Origin of the sequence: Eubacterium sp. An11 (assembly GCF_002161065.1) — a bacterium.
GTDB classification, from domain to species: Bacteria; Bacillota; Clostridia; order Lachnospirales; family Lachnospiraceae; genus Anaerobutyricum; species Anaerobutyricum faecale.
In genome coordinates, this window is record NZ_NFLV01000009.1 from 112,595 (window position 1) to 125,939 (window position 13,345).

Sequence of the window (13,345 nt, forward strand, 5' to 3'; positions counted from 1 at the left end):
ATTATGTGGTAAGGGTGGCACGGCAGCCACTGTATAAAAACAGGAATCCCCCTTATTTTTTTGGATAGAACAGGAGAAGTCATCATTTTCTTCTGTTTTTTGTTTCATGAGCGCACACTTATACTGCCCTCTTTTTAAACAGGACTTAAGAGGGTTTTTTTGTTATGCCCAGTTTTATCAGAAAATGTTTTTCTTCCATATCTATTACTTTTCTTTGTAAAAAAAGCATTTCAAAAAAACAAGATTTTTTTCAATATTCCCTTTATGTAATAGAAATTTCATTGACGGTAAAACGGGATTATGCTATATTGAAAACAATTGATATATGATGATGTGATATAAAATCAGTCGTATTTACCACATAATATAAATTATGTGGCCTGTTCTACAATCAGTTCTTCCCCTCTTTCGTACCTCTCTTTTTATATGATTTATATAACCAGCCCCATGGCATCCATAAAGCGTTGATGTTCTTTTCCTGTAGATATGATATAGATTCTCGTGGTGTTGATATTGCTGTGTCCCAGCACATCCGCCAGCTTCACGATATCTTTGTTGGCTTTATAAAATGTCCGGGCAAAAAGATGCCGCAGATTATGCGGAAACACTTTATGGGGATTCACCCCAGCGTTTCGACACAGCCGTTTCATCATTTTCCAGATATTGCTGCGGTCCATGGGATTTCCATTTCTGGTAACAAAAAGCGGACCGGAGTTAATTCCCTGATTGTCCATATATTTTTTCAGAATTCGGCGCAGTTTCTTTCCCATCAGAATCACCCTGTTTTTTCCTTTCAGATTTACAGAGGCTTCTCCATCCCGGACAGCTTTTGCGGTAATATAGGGGAGCTCGGAAATGCGGATTCCCATGCCGCAGATAGTCTGAAGAATCAGCCATAATTTTTCCTGTCCCTGATTTCTTGCGCAGTAAAGCAGACGGGTATATTCCGCCTTGGTTAGTTCCCGGTCGCTGGAACAGTAGGGCCTTCGTTGTATCTTTAACTGTTTTACTTTGAGATCTCCATATCCGGCAAAAGCCAGAAATCCATTGATCGCAGCCAGCTTCGTGTTCACGCTGACCGGCTGATATTTATCCATCAGTTCCTTCTTGTACTCAATGATCAGTTCTTTTGTCAGAGTCCTTCCCGCTCCATATTCCAGAAAGCGCAAAATTTCTCTCCGATACTGTTTTCGGGTGGCAGGGCTTCTTTCTTCCTGAATTAAATACTTTTCATATTTCTCCACAAGTTTTGGGGTCAGAATATTTTTCATAATCATACTTCCTTTCATTTTCTGCTATTTTATAACTATATTCTTACCCGTAAACCTTAGATTTTATTAAGAAAGAACTTTCGTTTATTTAAATAATCTGTTTCATGTATCTAAACAGCCATATTTTCAGTCAAAAAGGTACCTGCCAAAATAATTTCTGGCAGGTACCTTATATTTTATATCGTGTGATTTATTCTATTTCTGAATAGCTTTGAAAGCCGCTGCCTGTTTGGTCATACCCCTCTCAGAAGCCAGTCTCTCAATAGAGGAAGCACCGAAGAAACCATCGATTTCCGGCACCTGTCCTATAACATAAGCGGCATCTTCCGGATCTGCAATCGGACCACCATGACAGATTACCATGATGTCCGGGTTCACTTCACGGCCTGCAGCAATGATTTCACGGATTTTTACCACGCAGTCATCCAAAGTTAAAGCAGTCTCAGCACCAATGGAACCCTTAGTGGTAAGCCCCATATGAGCAACGAGAATATCCGCACCAGCTTCCGCCATGGCTTTTGCCTGATCCGGATCAAAAACGTAAGGACAAGTCAGCATATCGAGCTTGTGAGCTTCCCGAATCATATCCACTTCCAAATCATAGCCCATTCCGGTCTCTTCCAGATTCGCGCGGAATTTACCATCAATTAATCCTACAGTAGGAAAGTTCTGTACACCATTAAATCCCTGCTCTTTTAGCTGTTTTAAGAAAATATCCATAACACGGAACGGATCTGTACCACATACACCAGCCAGTACTGGAGTTTTCTTTACAATTGGAAGAACTTCCTGTCCCATCTCCTGTACAATAGCATTGGCATCGCCATAAGAAAGCAATCCTGACAAAGAACCACGTCCAGCCATTCTGAATCGTCCCGAATTATAAATGATTAGCATATCCACATCTGCTTTCTCACTACATTTTGCGGTAATACCTGTGCCGGCACCTACACCAACAAGAATCTTTCCCTGTGCTATCTGCTCTCTGAAATCTTTTAAAATTTCACTTCTCGACTTTCTTAACATAATCATTTCCTCCTTACTTAAAATAAACCAAATAATTTTTAGTTTTTTGTTTTACTGTTTTTCCATCAGATTCAGAAGAGTCTTAGCCGCAGTGACAGCAAACTCTTCATCATTGATATTGTTGTCCATCTCAATAATTTCTACATTATCGTTATGAATTTCTTTTTTTAAGGTATCAAACAATGCCTTACGCTCTTCTGGTCCATCAAACGGCTGTCCCTCGTCATCAATCATAGAAACTCCTTTCTTTGGAAGAAGAAGAACCATTTTCCTTTGAGCTCCATTCCATTTTTCCGCCAAACGATGGGCAATCTCCACATTTTCTTCCACGGTGGTACGCATCAAAGTCACTGCCGGGTTGTGTTTATAGAGATTCCGATGCTTAAATTGTTCCGGCACTGAATCCATCTCTCCAAAGTTTACCATATCGCAGGCTCCCACAGAAACTACTTGTGGAACTTTCTGACGGATAGCTGCGCCGCAACGGTCCGGTCCTGCCGCCAATATACCACCTACAACCTCATCACAATATTCTGTGGTGGTCAAATCCAGCACACCAGCAAAAAATCCTGCATCGATGAGAGATTCCATTGTCTTTCCACCAGTCCCTGTGGCATGGAACACCAGCACCTCGTACCCTTTGTCTTCCAGATACGCCTTTGCTTGTTCAATACAAGGCGTGGTTACACCGAACATGGTGGCCGCAATAAGCGGTTTATGTTCGTCTGTATCCTCATTCAGTTTATCTCCGTAGGAAACCATGCCCGCCATGGCCAGCACCGCATTTTTAAAAATCAGTTTGGAAATCTGATTCAGCCCTGCCACATCCACAATAGATGGCATCATAATAATATCGCTGGTCCCCACATACCTTGACACATCTCCCGATGCCATGGTAGACACCATCAGTTTAGGTACGCCAATCGGCAGCTCACGCATAGCAGGCGTCACCAACGAAGTTCCCCCGGAACCGCCAAATGACAGGATACCATCAAACTTTCCTTCGCCATAAAGTCTTGGCACAATTCTTTCCATTCCCTTTGCCAGTGCTTCCATTGCTAATGCCCGGTCTTTCTTCGACGCAATCTCTTTCAGATTATAACCGGCCTCAGCAGCAACCTCTTCATTAGAAACATCCGGCTCAAACACACCGGTGTTGATCATATACGGCCGCAATCCCAATTCTTCCACCAGACCTTTGACATAGAGATACTCTTTTCCTTTGGAATCAAAAGTCCCGGCAATCGCAATTGTCTTCAAAAATACCTCCTCCTCTCTTCAACTCTTTTTTCCTTGCGCAGTCTCCTATGACTATCCCCTCCCCGCGCAAAAATAAAAAGTAGAATCATGATGTTTCATATCCTGATTCTACTCTCCTTTTTCTTTTATAGAAATGTATTTATATCATCATTTCTTGTGTTTATATCTGCATTTTCTAGTTTTTATTTTATTTTTTCATGTGTTTATATTAACTATAAAGTTTGGCGACCAATTTTTGCATTTCTGCACTTCTCCTGATACTGCCGCGGAGACATTCCATTATATTTTTTAAAAATCTTGGAAAAATGAGCATAATCAAAGTATCCTACTTTTTCTGCAATCTCCCGACAGCGAAGATTGCTTTCCTTCAAAAGCTCTTCTGCTTTGTTAATCCGAAACCGCACCAGGTATTCCGTAAAATTCATTCCGGTCTCTTTTTTAAAACGAGTGCTCAAATAAGAGGGCGACACATGGGCGACAATGGCAATATCCGAAAGCTGGATATTTTCCATATAGTGCTCTTCTATATATTTACAGGTAAAATTCACATAATCTCCCGGCTTCCAGTCACCGTGCAGTATTTTTGTCATTGGATCATCTCTGTCAAAATTTCCATAGCTTTTAAAAGCCTTGGTAGTATTGAGAATTGCCCGCTCCGTTGGAATCCGGTCAAAGGTGGATCCACCGATATATCCCTGACATCGGGTAGTCTGATAAAAATACTGCATGTCGATAGGTGTATTTGCCGGTCCCGCATAAATCATCTTGATGACATCAGGCCGAATCTCATCACATATCTTAAAAATATGATCACTCAATCTTCTTGCCTCATCAATGGAAATATATTTTTTAGCCCCGAGATATCCCCCTTTGGTCAATCCCAGATGGACGCAAAGTACGTCGGCTCCCGCTTCCATCATCCAGCGGGCTTCCTCACTGTTTGTCACAAAAGCCACTGTAAACAAATCCATATAATGTGCAAGTTTAATAGCTTCCACTTCCTGCTCATAGGTATTGCCCTCCTCTTCCAGCCCCTCCCGAAACTGTCCGTCTATCATAGCAAGGGTAGGGTAATTGACTATTCCAGAAAAACCAGCTTCCCGAATTTCTTTCAAATAGTCATAAAGATGAATGAAAGGGTCGCTGGCCAGTAATCCAAAAAGAATCGGTGTGTCCTTGATAATAGGAAGCAGTTCCCGCTTTCCCATTTCCATAACCGATTCATTATTATTATCATAACAAAAGAAAGTTGCCATGGAGCTTCGTCCCATGGTCCTGTATTTTCCCGCACTCAGTGCCAGCAACAGATCTGCTCCGCCCAGAGCCGCATATTTTGCTGCCATTCCGGATCCTATAGCCGCCCCGATAATGTGCCCATTAATATTAATTCTCGCATGCAAAATTTTTAAAATTGTCTTTCTGTCCATCTGTCACCCCGATATTTTCTCAATATATTCCGATAATTCCTCCTCTGCGCATCAGTTCATCCCATCTGACTACACACATTATTTCAGCTGATTTCCATCGGCAATTCCCACCGTAAATGCCTTTCTTTCCTTAATATTATCGGAAGTCTTATGCCTTACACCAATGTTGATCTGAATACGGTTGGAATTGACGATACCGCCGTAGGCCACATTCATAGCGTCCGGAATGTCATTCTCCCCGTAAGAAGCGACAATTAAAACCGGCTGTGGATAAACAAATGGATTAGCACCCAAATTTTTACGCATTCTTTTTCCTCCTGTCTGTCATAACATTCTTTATGTTCTGTAAAACTTTCCAGTTACATTTTATCAGTGACATTATATCACAGGTTCACCTGTTTTTCCGGAATGATTCTTGACATTTCCCAGCTTCCTTCCTATAATAGATACCGCTAATAGTTATAATTCAAACTATTTCAATTATAATTATGTTTTATCCATCAAAAGGAGGCAGTATTTTGAATTCTTCATTTCATTATCTGGTCATGGCGGAACAGGCCATGGTCCAAAAGGCTCTGCTGGCCCGCATTAAGGGGTCCGGCCTCACTCTCGGCCAGCCGAAAGTTCTTGATTACCTGAAAGATCATAACGGTGCCAGTCAGAAAGACATTGCCGGAGGCTGTCATATCGAAGCCGGTTCCCTGACTTCTATTTTGAACCGTATGGAAGAAAGGGGAATTGTGGAACGCAGAATGCTCCATGGCAACCGGCGCAGTTCTTATGTTTTTCTGACCGAAAAAGGAGAAAAACTCCGGGATCTCGTTACCAAAAGCTTTGAACAGATCGAAGACGAAGCTTTCCAGGGCATATCTGAACAGGAGAAAGAACAGTTTATGCAGACATTTTCCAGAATTTATGAAAATTTGACAACAAAGGAGGACTAAATTTCTATGGAAAAGTTAAAACGTTATGTTATTTTTTTAATCGGGCTGTTTATCAACTCATTGGGAGTCAGCCTGATTACCAAGGCTGATCTGGGTACTTCACCAATCTCTTCTATTCCTTATGTACTCAGTCTGAATTTTCTCATGACTCTCGGACAATTCACTATTATTTTCAGTATTCTTTTAATTATCATCCAACTTTTTATATTAAGGAAGAATTTTAAAGCCGAACACCTGCTTCAGATTCCTATTTCCATTCTGTTTGGCTACTTCATTGACCTGACCATGGTTCTGCTTGGTTTTGTTCACCCTGAGGCATATGGATTCAAGATTATCTACCTGTTGATCGGATGCGTGATTCTGGGATTCGGCGTCTATATGGAAGTACTGGCAAATGTGGCAATGCTTCCCGGAGAATCTTTCGTCCGGGCGGTTTCCAGCACCTGGAACACTAATTTCGGAAACACAAAGGTAGCTTTCGATGTTTCTCTCACAGTCATCGCCGCTGTGCTGTCGTTTATTTTTGTTCATCGCCTGGAAGGCGTTCGGGAAGGTACCATCATCGCCGCTTTACTGGTTGGATTTATTGCCCGGCTTTTCGGAAGATATCTGGCATTCTTAAAACCGATTTTATTCTCCGAACCATCATCAGCCGTTGAAACAGCGGAAGATGGAACTGCTGTCTCTCCGGTTATTGTCATTGGAAGACAATACGGCAGCGGAGGTCACGACCTTGGAAAGGCAATCGCAGAAAAACTGGGATATGAGTTTTACGACCACGAGATTATACAGATGACTGCCGGCACCACCGGTTATACGCCTCAGTTTGTAAAAGAAAAAGAAGAAAATATGACCAACAGCTTTCTTTATGATCTGGTCAGCCAGATGTACATTTATTCTGACGAACACGATGCACCGAGGGATAAGATTTTTGAATCAGAGGCCAGTGTAATCCGACAGCTTGCCTCCAAAGGAAATTGTGTTATTTTGGGGCGCTGTGCTGATTACATATTAAAGGACCGGCCTTGCTGTCTGAAAGTCTATATGCACGCATCGGAAGAATACCGCACCAAACGGATCATGTCCACCGAGCAATTGAGCGAAAAGGAAGCTCAGCAGAAGATACTTCAGAACGACCGGCGTCGGGCGGACAATTACCGGTATTACACCCGGAGAATCTGGGGCCTGGCAAAGAATTATGATCTGACCATTGACACAGAATTAGGAGAAGAAACTGTGATTGATCTGGTGTCAAAAACGCTTGACAGAATCAAAGCTGCTCAGCCTTCTTTCTGACACCACCTGAGCTGCTGACTTTTTTCATGAACGTCCCTGACGCCATCTGAGCGGTCATCATTTTGTTCATTGACAAAATTCTTCAGATCATTTTTATCTTTTTCAGCTCTGCTCTGCATTCTCTGTAGTCTGGAAAATATTTTTCAACTTCTTTCCAGAACTCCGGAGAATGGTTCATATGCCGCCGGTGCGCCAGTTCATGTACTACCACATAATCAAACAGCGCATCGGGCAGATAATAAAGCTGATAATTAAAGTTAAGATTGCCTTTGGAACTGCAGCTTCCCCACCGGGTCTTCTGATTGCGGATGGTGATTCGTCCCACGGTAACGCCCATTTCTCTGCTGTAATACTCTACACGACGTACAAATTTTTCTTTTATTTTCTCAAGTTCTTCCCCGGTCAGATTCTTCACAGGAACGGCACCTGTCGTTTTCTGTGTACGGGCTTCCCGGGCCGCCTGTTTCACCTTTTTCCAGATCCATTCCCGATGTTTTTCCAAAAACTGCGCCAGCTCCCGGTCCGGCAGCCGGACAGGGATTCTCGCCAAAACCTCCCCTGACAGTTTCACCTGAAGGCCAATACTTTTCCGGGAAGAGCGGATAATTTGTACGGGAATCTTTTCGATGACGCCGTCTGTTTCTCTTCTATTATAAGACAATATATATTCCTGCATCATTGGATTTTCTCTCCTGTCACCTTTTCTTTCAAAATAAAATAGCTGCCGCAGATTCGATTCCAAATACCGGCCGCCACAGCCACAAAAGCAGTATAATCTGCAAAATCAGCAGTAACGGCACCCCAATAGTAAACTTTTTATGTTTGGTCTTATGGCGGAAACCATACATACCTGCCAAAGCCCCGATACTGCCGCCGATCAACGCAGCCAGCAGCAGAGCCGCCTCAGAGATCCTCCAGCGATGATGCATTGCTTTCCATTTATCCAGTCCATAAAGAAAAAATGTGATAAGATTCATCACAATTAAATAACAGATAAATAATTTCATATGCTGTTCCTTTCTGTTCCACGATTCCATATCGCAATACTATTTCAGGCAAAAGACGACATCTCCCGATACCATTGCCGTTCCGCGCGTTTCTTCCATTGGATATCATTATAACAGTGATTCCGCCAAAACGCATCGCCTCTGGTAGATTTCACTAAATTTTAACATTCACGTTTATTTTTCTCTACTTTTTTTCATAATCTTTACAATTTTATTAATTCGACATAGACAGACAGAAACGGATTTGTTATGATAGGTAAGTCGTTTTAAAAAATATACAATAAAAACAAAGGAAGGCAGTTGATATCATGCAAACAAACACTTCATCCAGCAGCGAGCTGTTTAAGCTCAATGGAAAGCCTACTTTCGGACAGGCCTTTCCTCAGGCAATGCAGCATGTTCTGGCCATGCTGGTCGGCAACATCACTCCGCCAATGCTCATTGCCAGCACTTTATCCCTTTCCGCCTCAGATCAGATCATGCTGACTCAGGCAGCGATGCTCATCGGCGGCATCACCACTCTGCTTCAGCTGTTCCCTGTTCTGGGATTCGGTATGGGGCTTCCAAACGTTATGGGCGTAGCCTTTGCCTACATGCCTATTCTGACCATGATCGGAACCCAGTACGGCATCGCCGCCATCTTCGGTTCCCAGCTGGTGGCCGGCTTTGTCTCCATCTTTATCGGGATGTTCATGGGTAAGATTCGCCGGTTCTTCCCGCCGATCGTCAGCGGTACCGTGGTACTGAGTATCGGTCTTTCCCTGTATGAAACCGCCATCACTTATATGGGCGGCGGTTCTGCCACCCAGAGCGCAGGAACCTTTGGTTCTCCTGAATTCTGGATCCTGGCCGTAGTCACTCTGGTCGTTACCCTGGCATGCAGCCTTTTCGGCAAAGGTTACTTAAAGGTATCCGGTATGCTCATCGGTATCGTGGTTGGTTATGTGATCGCCCTGTTCATGGGAGGCATCGTGGACTTCTCCACCTTCAATGAAGCAGGCCTGATCTCCGTACCGATTCCTTTCCATTTCGGACTGGAATTCCATGCTGACGCCATCATCATGATGATTCTCATGTATGTTGTACAGGCCGTACAGACCATCGGAGACGTATCTTCCACTGCCATGGGCGGATTTAACCGGGAGGCTACGGACAAAGAGCTGGGCGGAGCCATTAAAGGCCAGTCCATCTGCGGTATGATCGGCGCCATCATCGGTGGTCTGCCAACAGACCCATACAGCCAGAACGTCGGTCTGATCTGTACCACTAAAGTCGTGGCAAAGAGAGTTTTCCTCATCGTCGGCATCATCATGCTGGCCGCAGGATTCTGCCCGAAATTCGGCGCTCTGATGACCACCATCCCGCAGCCGGTACTGGGCGGCGCCACCGTAACTGTATTTGCCGCCATCACCATGTCCGGTATTCAGCTTCTCGGTGAACAGCCGATGAACTACCGGAACAAACTGATTGTGGGTATCGCACTTGCCATCGGTGTCGGCATCGACGCCGTACCGGATGTGCTGCAGTTCTGCCCGCAGCTGGCAAAGAACATTCTCGGAAGCTCCCTGATGGTGTCCTTCCTGATTGTATTTATTCTGAATATCATCGTGCCGGAAGACAATTCACCGGCAGACTGATGACCCGAAGGAGCGGTTTCCACCGCTCCTTTTTTGCCTCTGTCATTACACTCTGACAGGGGCTTTTTTATTATGATGGATCCTCCTGTGGGACATTTTCCCCTCAATGATCAGGCTGCGTTTTCTGACTATATAAAAAATACTCAATAATGTTTTATCTTTCTCTGAAATGTGGTATACTTAAAGAAAATCTTCTCTATAATTTTTAATATTTTTATTGTTATCATATTGATTTATTTTTATAAGTATATTATATTACTATTGTCTTCACCAGACAATAACCGCTTCGGCGGGGAAAGGAGGATATATGGGGGAATTGGATAAAAAAGAAATCAAAGAAGTCATCGAATGGTGTGACGAAAAAGGCCACAGTGAACACGAAATCCTTGACCTGATACGAAGAATCGTCGGGGCAAAACCGCGGGAAGAAGACCTGCATGCATCCTCACAGCAGATAAAAGATTAAAAATACAACACCGGGGCAGCTCACCGCTGCTCCGGCATTTTTTCACTGGCTGACCCGGTAATGGGCCACCAGATCATCTCTTTTTTCCAGGATATCTTCCTCATAGGCTGCCTGAAACGGACTGTTGTGATGGATCACGTAGGCAACGCCATTTTCATTTCTCTTATCAGAGACAATCCCGATATGCTTATCAAAAATAACGATATCGCCGCCCTGCCATTCATCGATATCATAGATATCCGTGGTCAGCGGAATAGCCGTATGTTTAAAATATACTTTCAGATTCTTCACACGGCGGAAATCAATATTGATATCCGGTTTCTCAATATCATACTCCTGTAGATCGGCCATGATATCTTCATTGACCAGCTCCATCAGATCATAGCCGGCACTGCGCATGGCATTAGCCACCACATCGGTACAGACACCGTATCCGTCATCGGGATAGCCGGTGTAATAATACTCGCTCTTATACTTTGGATGGGTGGAAATGTACTCTCTGGTACCCTGCAGGATATCAGTCTGGTCGTCGATACCGTCCCCGTCTTTGTCCACGGAACTGTGAATATCTTCAATATTAAAATCCGCATTGCTCCTGGCATCCACCGGCGCACTGCTGGGTCCGATAAAATAATGCCTGAAATGCCAGAGACTGCAGGCAGCCGACAGAAAAATGACTGCCGCTGCTGCCAGAAAAACTCTCTTCTTTGACATGTGCTCTCCCCTTTTTTATTTTTATCCAGACAGATCTCACGTTATTGATGGATACAGACTGTACATTTCCTGTGCAGTCTGTAATCAACACCTGCACACTGGATATATATGAATCATACCAGAAAAATATGGCATCCACTCTGTCAAATAAAGAACAATTTTCTGACTTTTCCTAAAATATTTTGCAAAAAAGTATATCATTTTTAAATTTTTTATGATAATATAAAATTATAATTGATGCAGGAAGTCTTGTAAGGATTTCCTCCTGTTTTACGAGATATCTGGGAAGGAATGTCTCCAAATATTGGGAGAAACGAAAGATCCACATGGCGTTGTTTGGGATAGAGAACCAGACAGACATTGAAAAGAATATGCCGTTTCGTGTCATCGGATATGACGGAGCGGCATACCGTCAGCAGCTGTTACAAAAGAGAAAGCCTGTTACGGTCATTACTTTGGTACTGCATTTTGGAACAAAGGAAAGAGATGACTATATGTGATGTCGCGGAGAGATTAGAGCAGAGAGGAATAAGGCGCGGCATTAAGCAAGGAATCGAGCGCGGCGTTCAAATGGAAAAGATGCATTTGTATCGCCTGGTCGCCAGTGGCAAGCTGTCAGTTTTGGATGCTTCTCAGGAGTTGGAACAGACAGAGGAAGAATTCCTCGATGACATGAGGAAAGCTGGTTATGGGCAAGAGTATGGGAAGGAAGGGAAGAATAAATAAAAAGTCTGATCCCCCAGCACCAAAACTGGGGAATCAGAGACTTTTTATTTATTCTCCAAATATCCCACTATATAATGAAGAAACTCCAATGCGCTTCTATAAGAAAGTTTTTTCTTACCTACCTGGAGAATCCCCTGCCAGCTGCCATAGCGACGAAAACGCGTCTCCACATATACTGATGAACCATGGCCGGTATCAAACTGACGAAATCGCTCAACGGCGTCTTCTTCATAGCTCCATCCATTATCATTTTCCAGGAGCGTACCCTTCCACATCTCCGTATCATCCCACAGACGCATCTTCAGCTCACTCTGTGGATAGTCCAGTAAATCATAAATACGATTCATTTTCATCATCATATCGCCCAATCCGCAAAATGGAATGCCATAAGGAATATGCATATTAAAAATTTCGCCTTCCGGCTCATTCTTCGTTTGTTCCTTTGTCTGATAAAATTTGATCATAAGGACGGACGTACGCCAGGTACGATTGTAAACCCGGCACACAGGGCGCACTGACGAGCCTAATGTTTTTTTCTTGGACTCTTTTTCCAGAAATTCTTTTGTTGTCTGTTCTTCCATCATTTTTTTCCTTCTTACTTAAGATCAAGGTCAAAAAGCCAGCATCCGAATTTTCCGGCATACTGGCTTCTCTTTTTTCATGTTCTGCACTCCCTGTATGACACAGACTGTCTTTACAATCTATTGTCCTATATGGAAAATGCATCTTTTTCATTTCACTATCCCCTTCGACGGTTTCGCCATTTCCGATAGTTGTCGCCTCCAATGGCGACGAGTCCACTTCCTGCAACGATGAGCAGACTCATCCACAACACAGGATTATTGCTGTCACCTGTTTTTGCGGAGCTGGTGCCGGAGCTTTTCTTTGTAGTGCTCGTTCCGGACCCAGAATCATTATCTGATGATGAACCCGGGGCAGACGGCCGCTGTGTGGATGCGGCCGGCGCCGGGTCATATGTATTGGTAAAAGCGATGTCTCTCTTGTCACTTACCATCTGCGCATCCGTATGCGCTGCCACCACTGCTTCCAGTCCGCCATTTTCTGCGTTTGTCACGGAAACACGAACATAATAAACTGTACTGTCATAATGTCCTCTTGTATGGCTGCCCGCCTGCTGGGTCACTGTGTAACAGTATATGCCCGGTTTTGTATAAGTTATTGCCGGAAATTCTGCTGTTCCGGCTCCTGTGATGGTCAATGTATGTTGCTCCGGCAGCGGGGCATCATCCAATGCCTGCAGCGTTAATGTGAAGCTTTCCGCCGGGGAAGGTACTTCTCCTGACAGTTCCACGCTGACTGGAATCGCCACATCCACAGCGAGTCCGGTACTCTTATCATCTGCTGCAAAAGCAGTGGTCGGAACCGCTGTCAGGCACAAGAGCGCAAACAGAAGCGCTGCCGTTATTTTTCTGATTTTCGTTTTCATCCCCTCCTAGTATAATAATGGTGTAGTCAATAAGACTACTCGGTTAATAAGTTTCTATGATTAGATAACAGAAGAAGGTGTTCTTCCTTCATCAGATGTTATCCTAAAATAATTATCATGTCTG

16 protein-coding genes are annotated in these 13,345 nt (G+C 43.7%); 6 read left to right on the forward strand and 10 right to left on the reverse strand.

Annotation, left to right across the window (positions count from 1 at the left end):
* Positions 1-431 precede the first annotated feature (431 nt).
* From B5E53_RS09080 to B5E53_RS09100, 5 genes are all read right to left on the reverse strand, one after another.
* Positions 432-1,271 carry a tyrosine-type recombinase/integrase gene (locus tag B5E53_RS09080; RefSeq protein WP_087314285.1) on the reverse strand — a complete coding sequence of 280 codons (840 nt, stop codon included), beginning with the start codon at positions 1,269-1,271 and terminating at the stop codon, positions 432-434.
* Positions 1,272-1,466: 195 nt separating this feature from the next.
* Entirely contained in the window at positions 1,467-2,297 is an 831-nt protein-coding gene (locus tag B5E53_RS09085) for a phosphoenolpyruvate hydrolase family protein (protein ID WP_087314287.1), read from the reverse strand.
* A 51-nt stretch (positions 2,298-2,348) separates the two neighbouring features.
* The gene (locus B5E53_RS09090; protein WP_087314289.1) at positions 2,349-3,557 is read right to left on the reverse strand and encodes a Tm-1-like ATP-binding domain-containing protein; all 1,209 of its coding nucleotides are present in this window, start codon (positions 3,555-3,557) and stop codon (positions 2,349-2,351) included.
* A 212-nt stretch (positions 3,558-3,769) separates the two neighbouring features.
* Complete coding sequence (locus B5E53_RS09095) at positions 3,770-4,984, reverse strand: phosphoenolpyruvate hydrolase family protein (protein ID WP_087314291.1); 1,215 nt, start codon at positions 4,982-4,984, stop codon at positions 3,770-3,772.
* A 78-nt stretch (positions 4,985-5,062) separates the two neighbouring features.
* Positions 5,063-5,290 carry a hypothetical protein gene (locus tag B5E53_RS09100; RefSeq protein ID WP_087314293.1) on the reverse strand — a complete coding sequence of 76 codons (228 nt, stop codon included), beginning with the start codon at positions 5,288-5,290 and terminating at the stop codon, positions 5,063-5,065.
* A 212-nt stretch (positions 5,291-5,502) separates the two neighbouring features.
* On the opposite strand from B5E53_RS09100, the gene B5E53_RS09105 reads away from it, so the two are divergent.
* Both B5E53_RS09105 and B5E53_RS09110 read left to right on the forward strand, forming a co-directional pair.
* Entirely contained in the window at positions 5,503-5,928 is a 426-nt protein-coding gene (locus B5E53_RS09105) for a MarR family transcriptional regulator (RefSeq protein ID WP_162611875.1), read from the forward strand.
* Between the two features lie 6 nt (positions 5,929-5,934).
* Entirely contained in the window at positions 5,935-7,224 is a 1,290-nt protein-coding gene (locus B5E53_RS09110) for a cytidylate kinase family protein (RefSeq protein ID WP_087314295.1), read from the forward strand.
* A gap of 82 nt (positions 7,225-7,306) precedes the next feature.
* On the opposite strand, the gene B5E53_RS09115 is transcribed toward B5E53_RS09110, so the two are convergent.
* Entirely contained in the window at positions 7,307-7,903 is a 597-nt protein-coding gene (locus B5E53_RS09115) for a M48 family metallopeptidase (RefSeq protein ID WP_242963605.1), read from the reverse strand.
* Between the two features lie 28 nt (positions 7,904-7,931).
* Positions 7,932-8,231, reverse strand: coding sequence for a DUF1294 domain-containing protein (locus B5E53_RS09120; RefSeq protein ID WP_087314321.1), 300 nt, complete (start codon positions 8,229-8,231; stop codon positions 7,932-7,934).
* A gap of 308 nt (positions 8,232-8,539) precedes the next feature.
* Between B5E53_RS09120 and B5E53_RS09125 the strand changes: the two genes are divergently transcribed.
* Positions 8,540-9,868: a nucleobase:cation symporter-2 family protein gene (locus B5E53_RS09125; protein WP_087314297.1), complete on the forward strand. Its 1,329-nt coding sequence runs from the start codon at positions 8,540-8,542 to the stop codon at positions 9,866-9,868.
* Between the two features lie 307 nt (positions 9,869-10,175).
* Positions 10,176-10,334, forward strand: a complete 159-nt coding sequence (locus B5E53_RS19250) for a hypothetical protein (RefSeq protein WP_162611876.1) — start codon at positions 10,176-10,178, stop codon at positions 10,332-10,334.
* 42 nt (positions 10,335-10,376) lie between these two features.
* Here B5E53_RS19250 and B5E53_RS09130 read toward each other — a convergent pair whose 3' ends face one another.
* Positions 10,377-11,048 carry a DUF1287 domain-containing protein gene (locus B5E53_RS09130; RefSeq protein WP_087314299.1) on the reverse strand — a complete coding sequence of 224 codons (672 nt, stop codon included), beginning with the start codon at positions 11,046-11,048 and terminating at the stop codon, positions 10,377-10,379.
* A gap of 326 nt (positions 11,049-11,374) precedes the next feature.
* On the opposite strand from B5E53_RS09130, the gene B5E53_RS19255 reads away from it, so the two are divergent.
* A complete protein-coding gene (locus B5E53_RS19255) occupies positions 11,375-11,548 on the forward strand; it encodes a hypothetical protein (RefSeq protein WP_162611877.1) in 174 nt (57 codons plus the stop codon).
* Between the two features lie 70 nt (positions 11,549-11,618).
* A complete protein-coding gene (locus B5E53_RS09140) occupies positions 11,619-11,774 on the forward strand; it encodes a hypothetical protein (protein WP_162611878.1) in 156 nt (51 codons plus the stop codon).
* A gap of 44 nt (positions 11,775-11,818) precedes the next feature.
* Here B5E53_RS09140 and B5E53_RS09145 read toward each other — a convergent pair whose 3' ends face one another.
* Together B5E53_RS09145 and B5E53_RS09150 are read right to left on the reverse strand one after the other, a co-directional pair.
* Positions 11,819-12,358: a hypothetical protein gene (locus tag B5E53_RS09145; RefSeq protein ID WP_087314305.1), complete on the reverse strand. Its 540-nt coding sequence runs from the start codon at positions 12,356-12,358 to the stop codon at positions 11,819-11,821.
* Between the two features lie 155 nt (positions 12,359-12,513).
* Positions 12,514-13,221 (reverse strand): FctA domain-containing protein, encoded by a 708-nt coding sequence (locus B5E53_RS09150; RefSeq protein ID WP_087314307.1) that lies wholly within the window; start codon positions 13,219-13,221, stop codon positions 12,514-12,516.
* Positions 13,222-13,345: the final 124 nt, after the last annotated feature.

Bases quoted from the DNA above. Each gene is read 5' to 3' on its own strand.
- B5E53_RS09080 (WP_087314285.1), bottom strand. From the start codon at position 1,271: ATGAAAAATATTCTGACCCCAAAACTTGTGGAGAAATATGAAAAGTAT.
- B5E53_RS09085 (WP_087314287.1), bottom strand. From the start codon at position 2,297: ATGTTAAGAAAGTCGAGAAGTGAAATTTTAAAAGATTTCAGAGAGCAG.
- B5E53_RS09095 (WP_087314291.1), bottom strand. From the start codon at position 4,984: ATGGACAGAAAGACAATTTTAAAAATTTTGCATGCGAGAATTAATATT.
- B5E53_RS09100 (WP_087314293.1), bottom strand. From the start codon at position 5,290: ATGCGTAAAAATTTGGGTGCTAATCCATTTGTTTATCCACAGCCGGTT.
- B5E53_RS09110 (WP_087314295.1), top strand. From the start codon at position 5,935: ATGGAAAAGTTAAAACGTTATGTTATTTTTTTAATCGGGCTGTTTATC.
- B5E53_RS09115 (WP_242963605.1), bottom strand. From the start codon at position 7,903: ATGATGCAGGAATATATATTGTCTTATAATAGAAGAGAAACAGACGGC.
- B5E53_RS09120 (WP_087314321.1), bottom strand. From the start codon at position 8,231: ATGAAATTATTTATCTGTTATTTAATTGTGATGAATCTTATCACATTT.
- B5E53_RS09125 (WP_087314297.1), top strand. From the start codon at position 8,540: ATGCAAACAAACACTTCATCCAGCAGCGAGCTGTTTAAGCTCAATGGA.
- B5E53_RS19250 (WP_162611876.1), top strand. From the start codon at position 10,176: ATGGGGGAATTGGATAAAAAAGAAATCAAAGAAGTCATCGAATGGTGT.
- B5E53_RS09130 (WP_087314299.1), bottom strand. From the start codon at position 11,048: ATGTCAAAGAAGAGAGTTTTTCTGGCAGCAGCGGCAGTCATTTTTCTG.
- B5E53_RS19255 (WP_162611877.1), top strand. From the start codon at position 11,375: ATGGCGTTGTTTGGGATAGAGAACCAGACAGACATTGAAAAGAATATG.
- B5E53_RS09140 (WP_162611878.1), top strand. From the start codon at position 11,619: ATGGAAAAGATGCATTTGTATCGCCTGGTCGCCAGTGGCAAGCTGTCA.
- B5E53_RS09145 (WP_087314305.1), bottom strand. From the start codon at position 12,358: ATGATGGAAGAACAGACAACAAAAGAATTTCTGGAAAAAGAGTCCAAG.
- B5E53_RS09150 (WP_087314307.1), bottom strand. From the start codon at position 13,221: ATGAAAACGAAAATCAGAAAAATAACGGCAGCGCTTCTGTTTGCGCTC.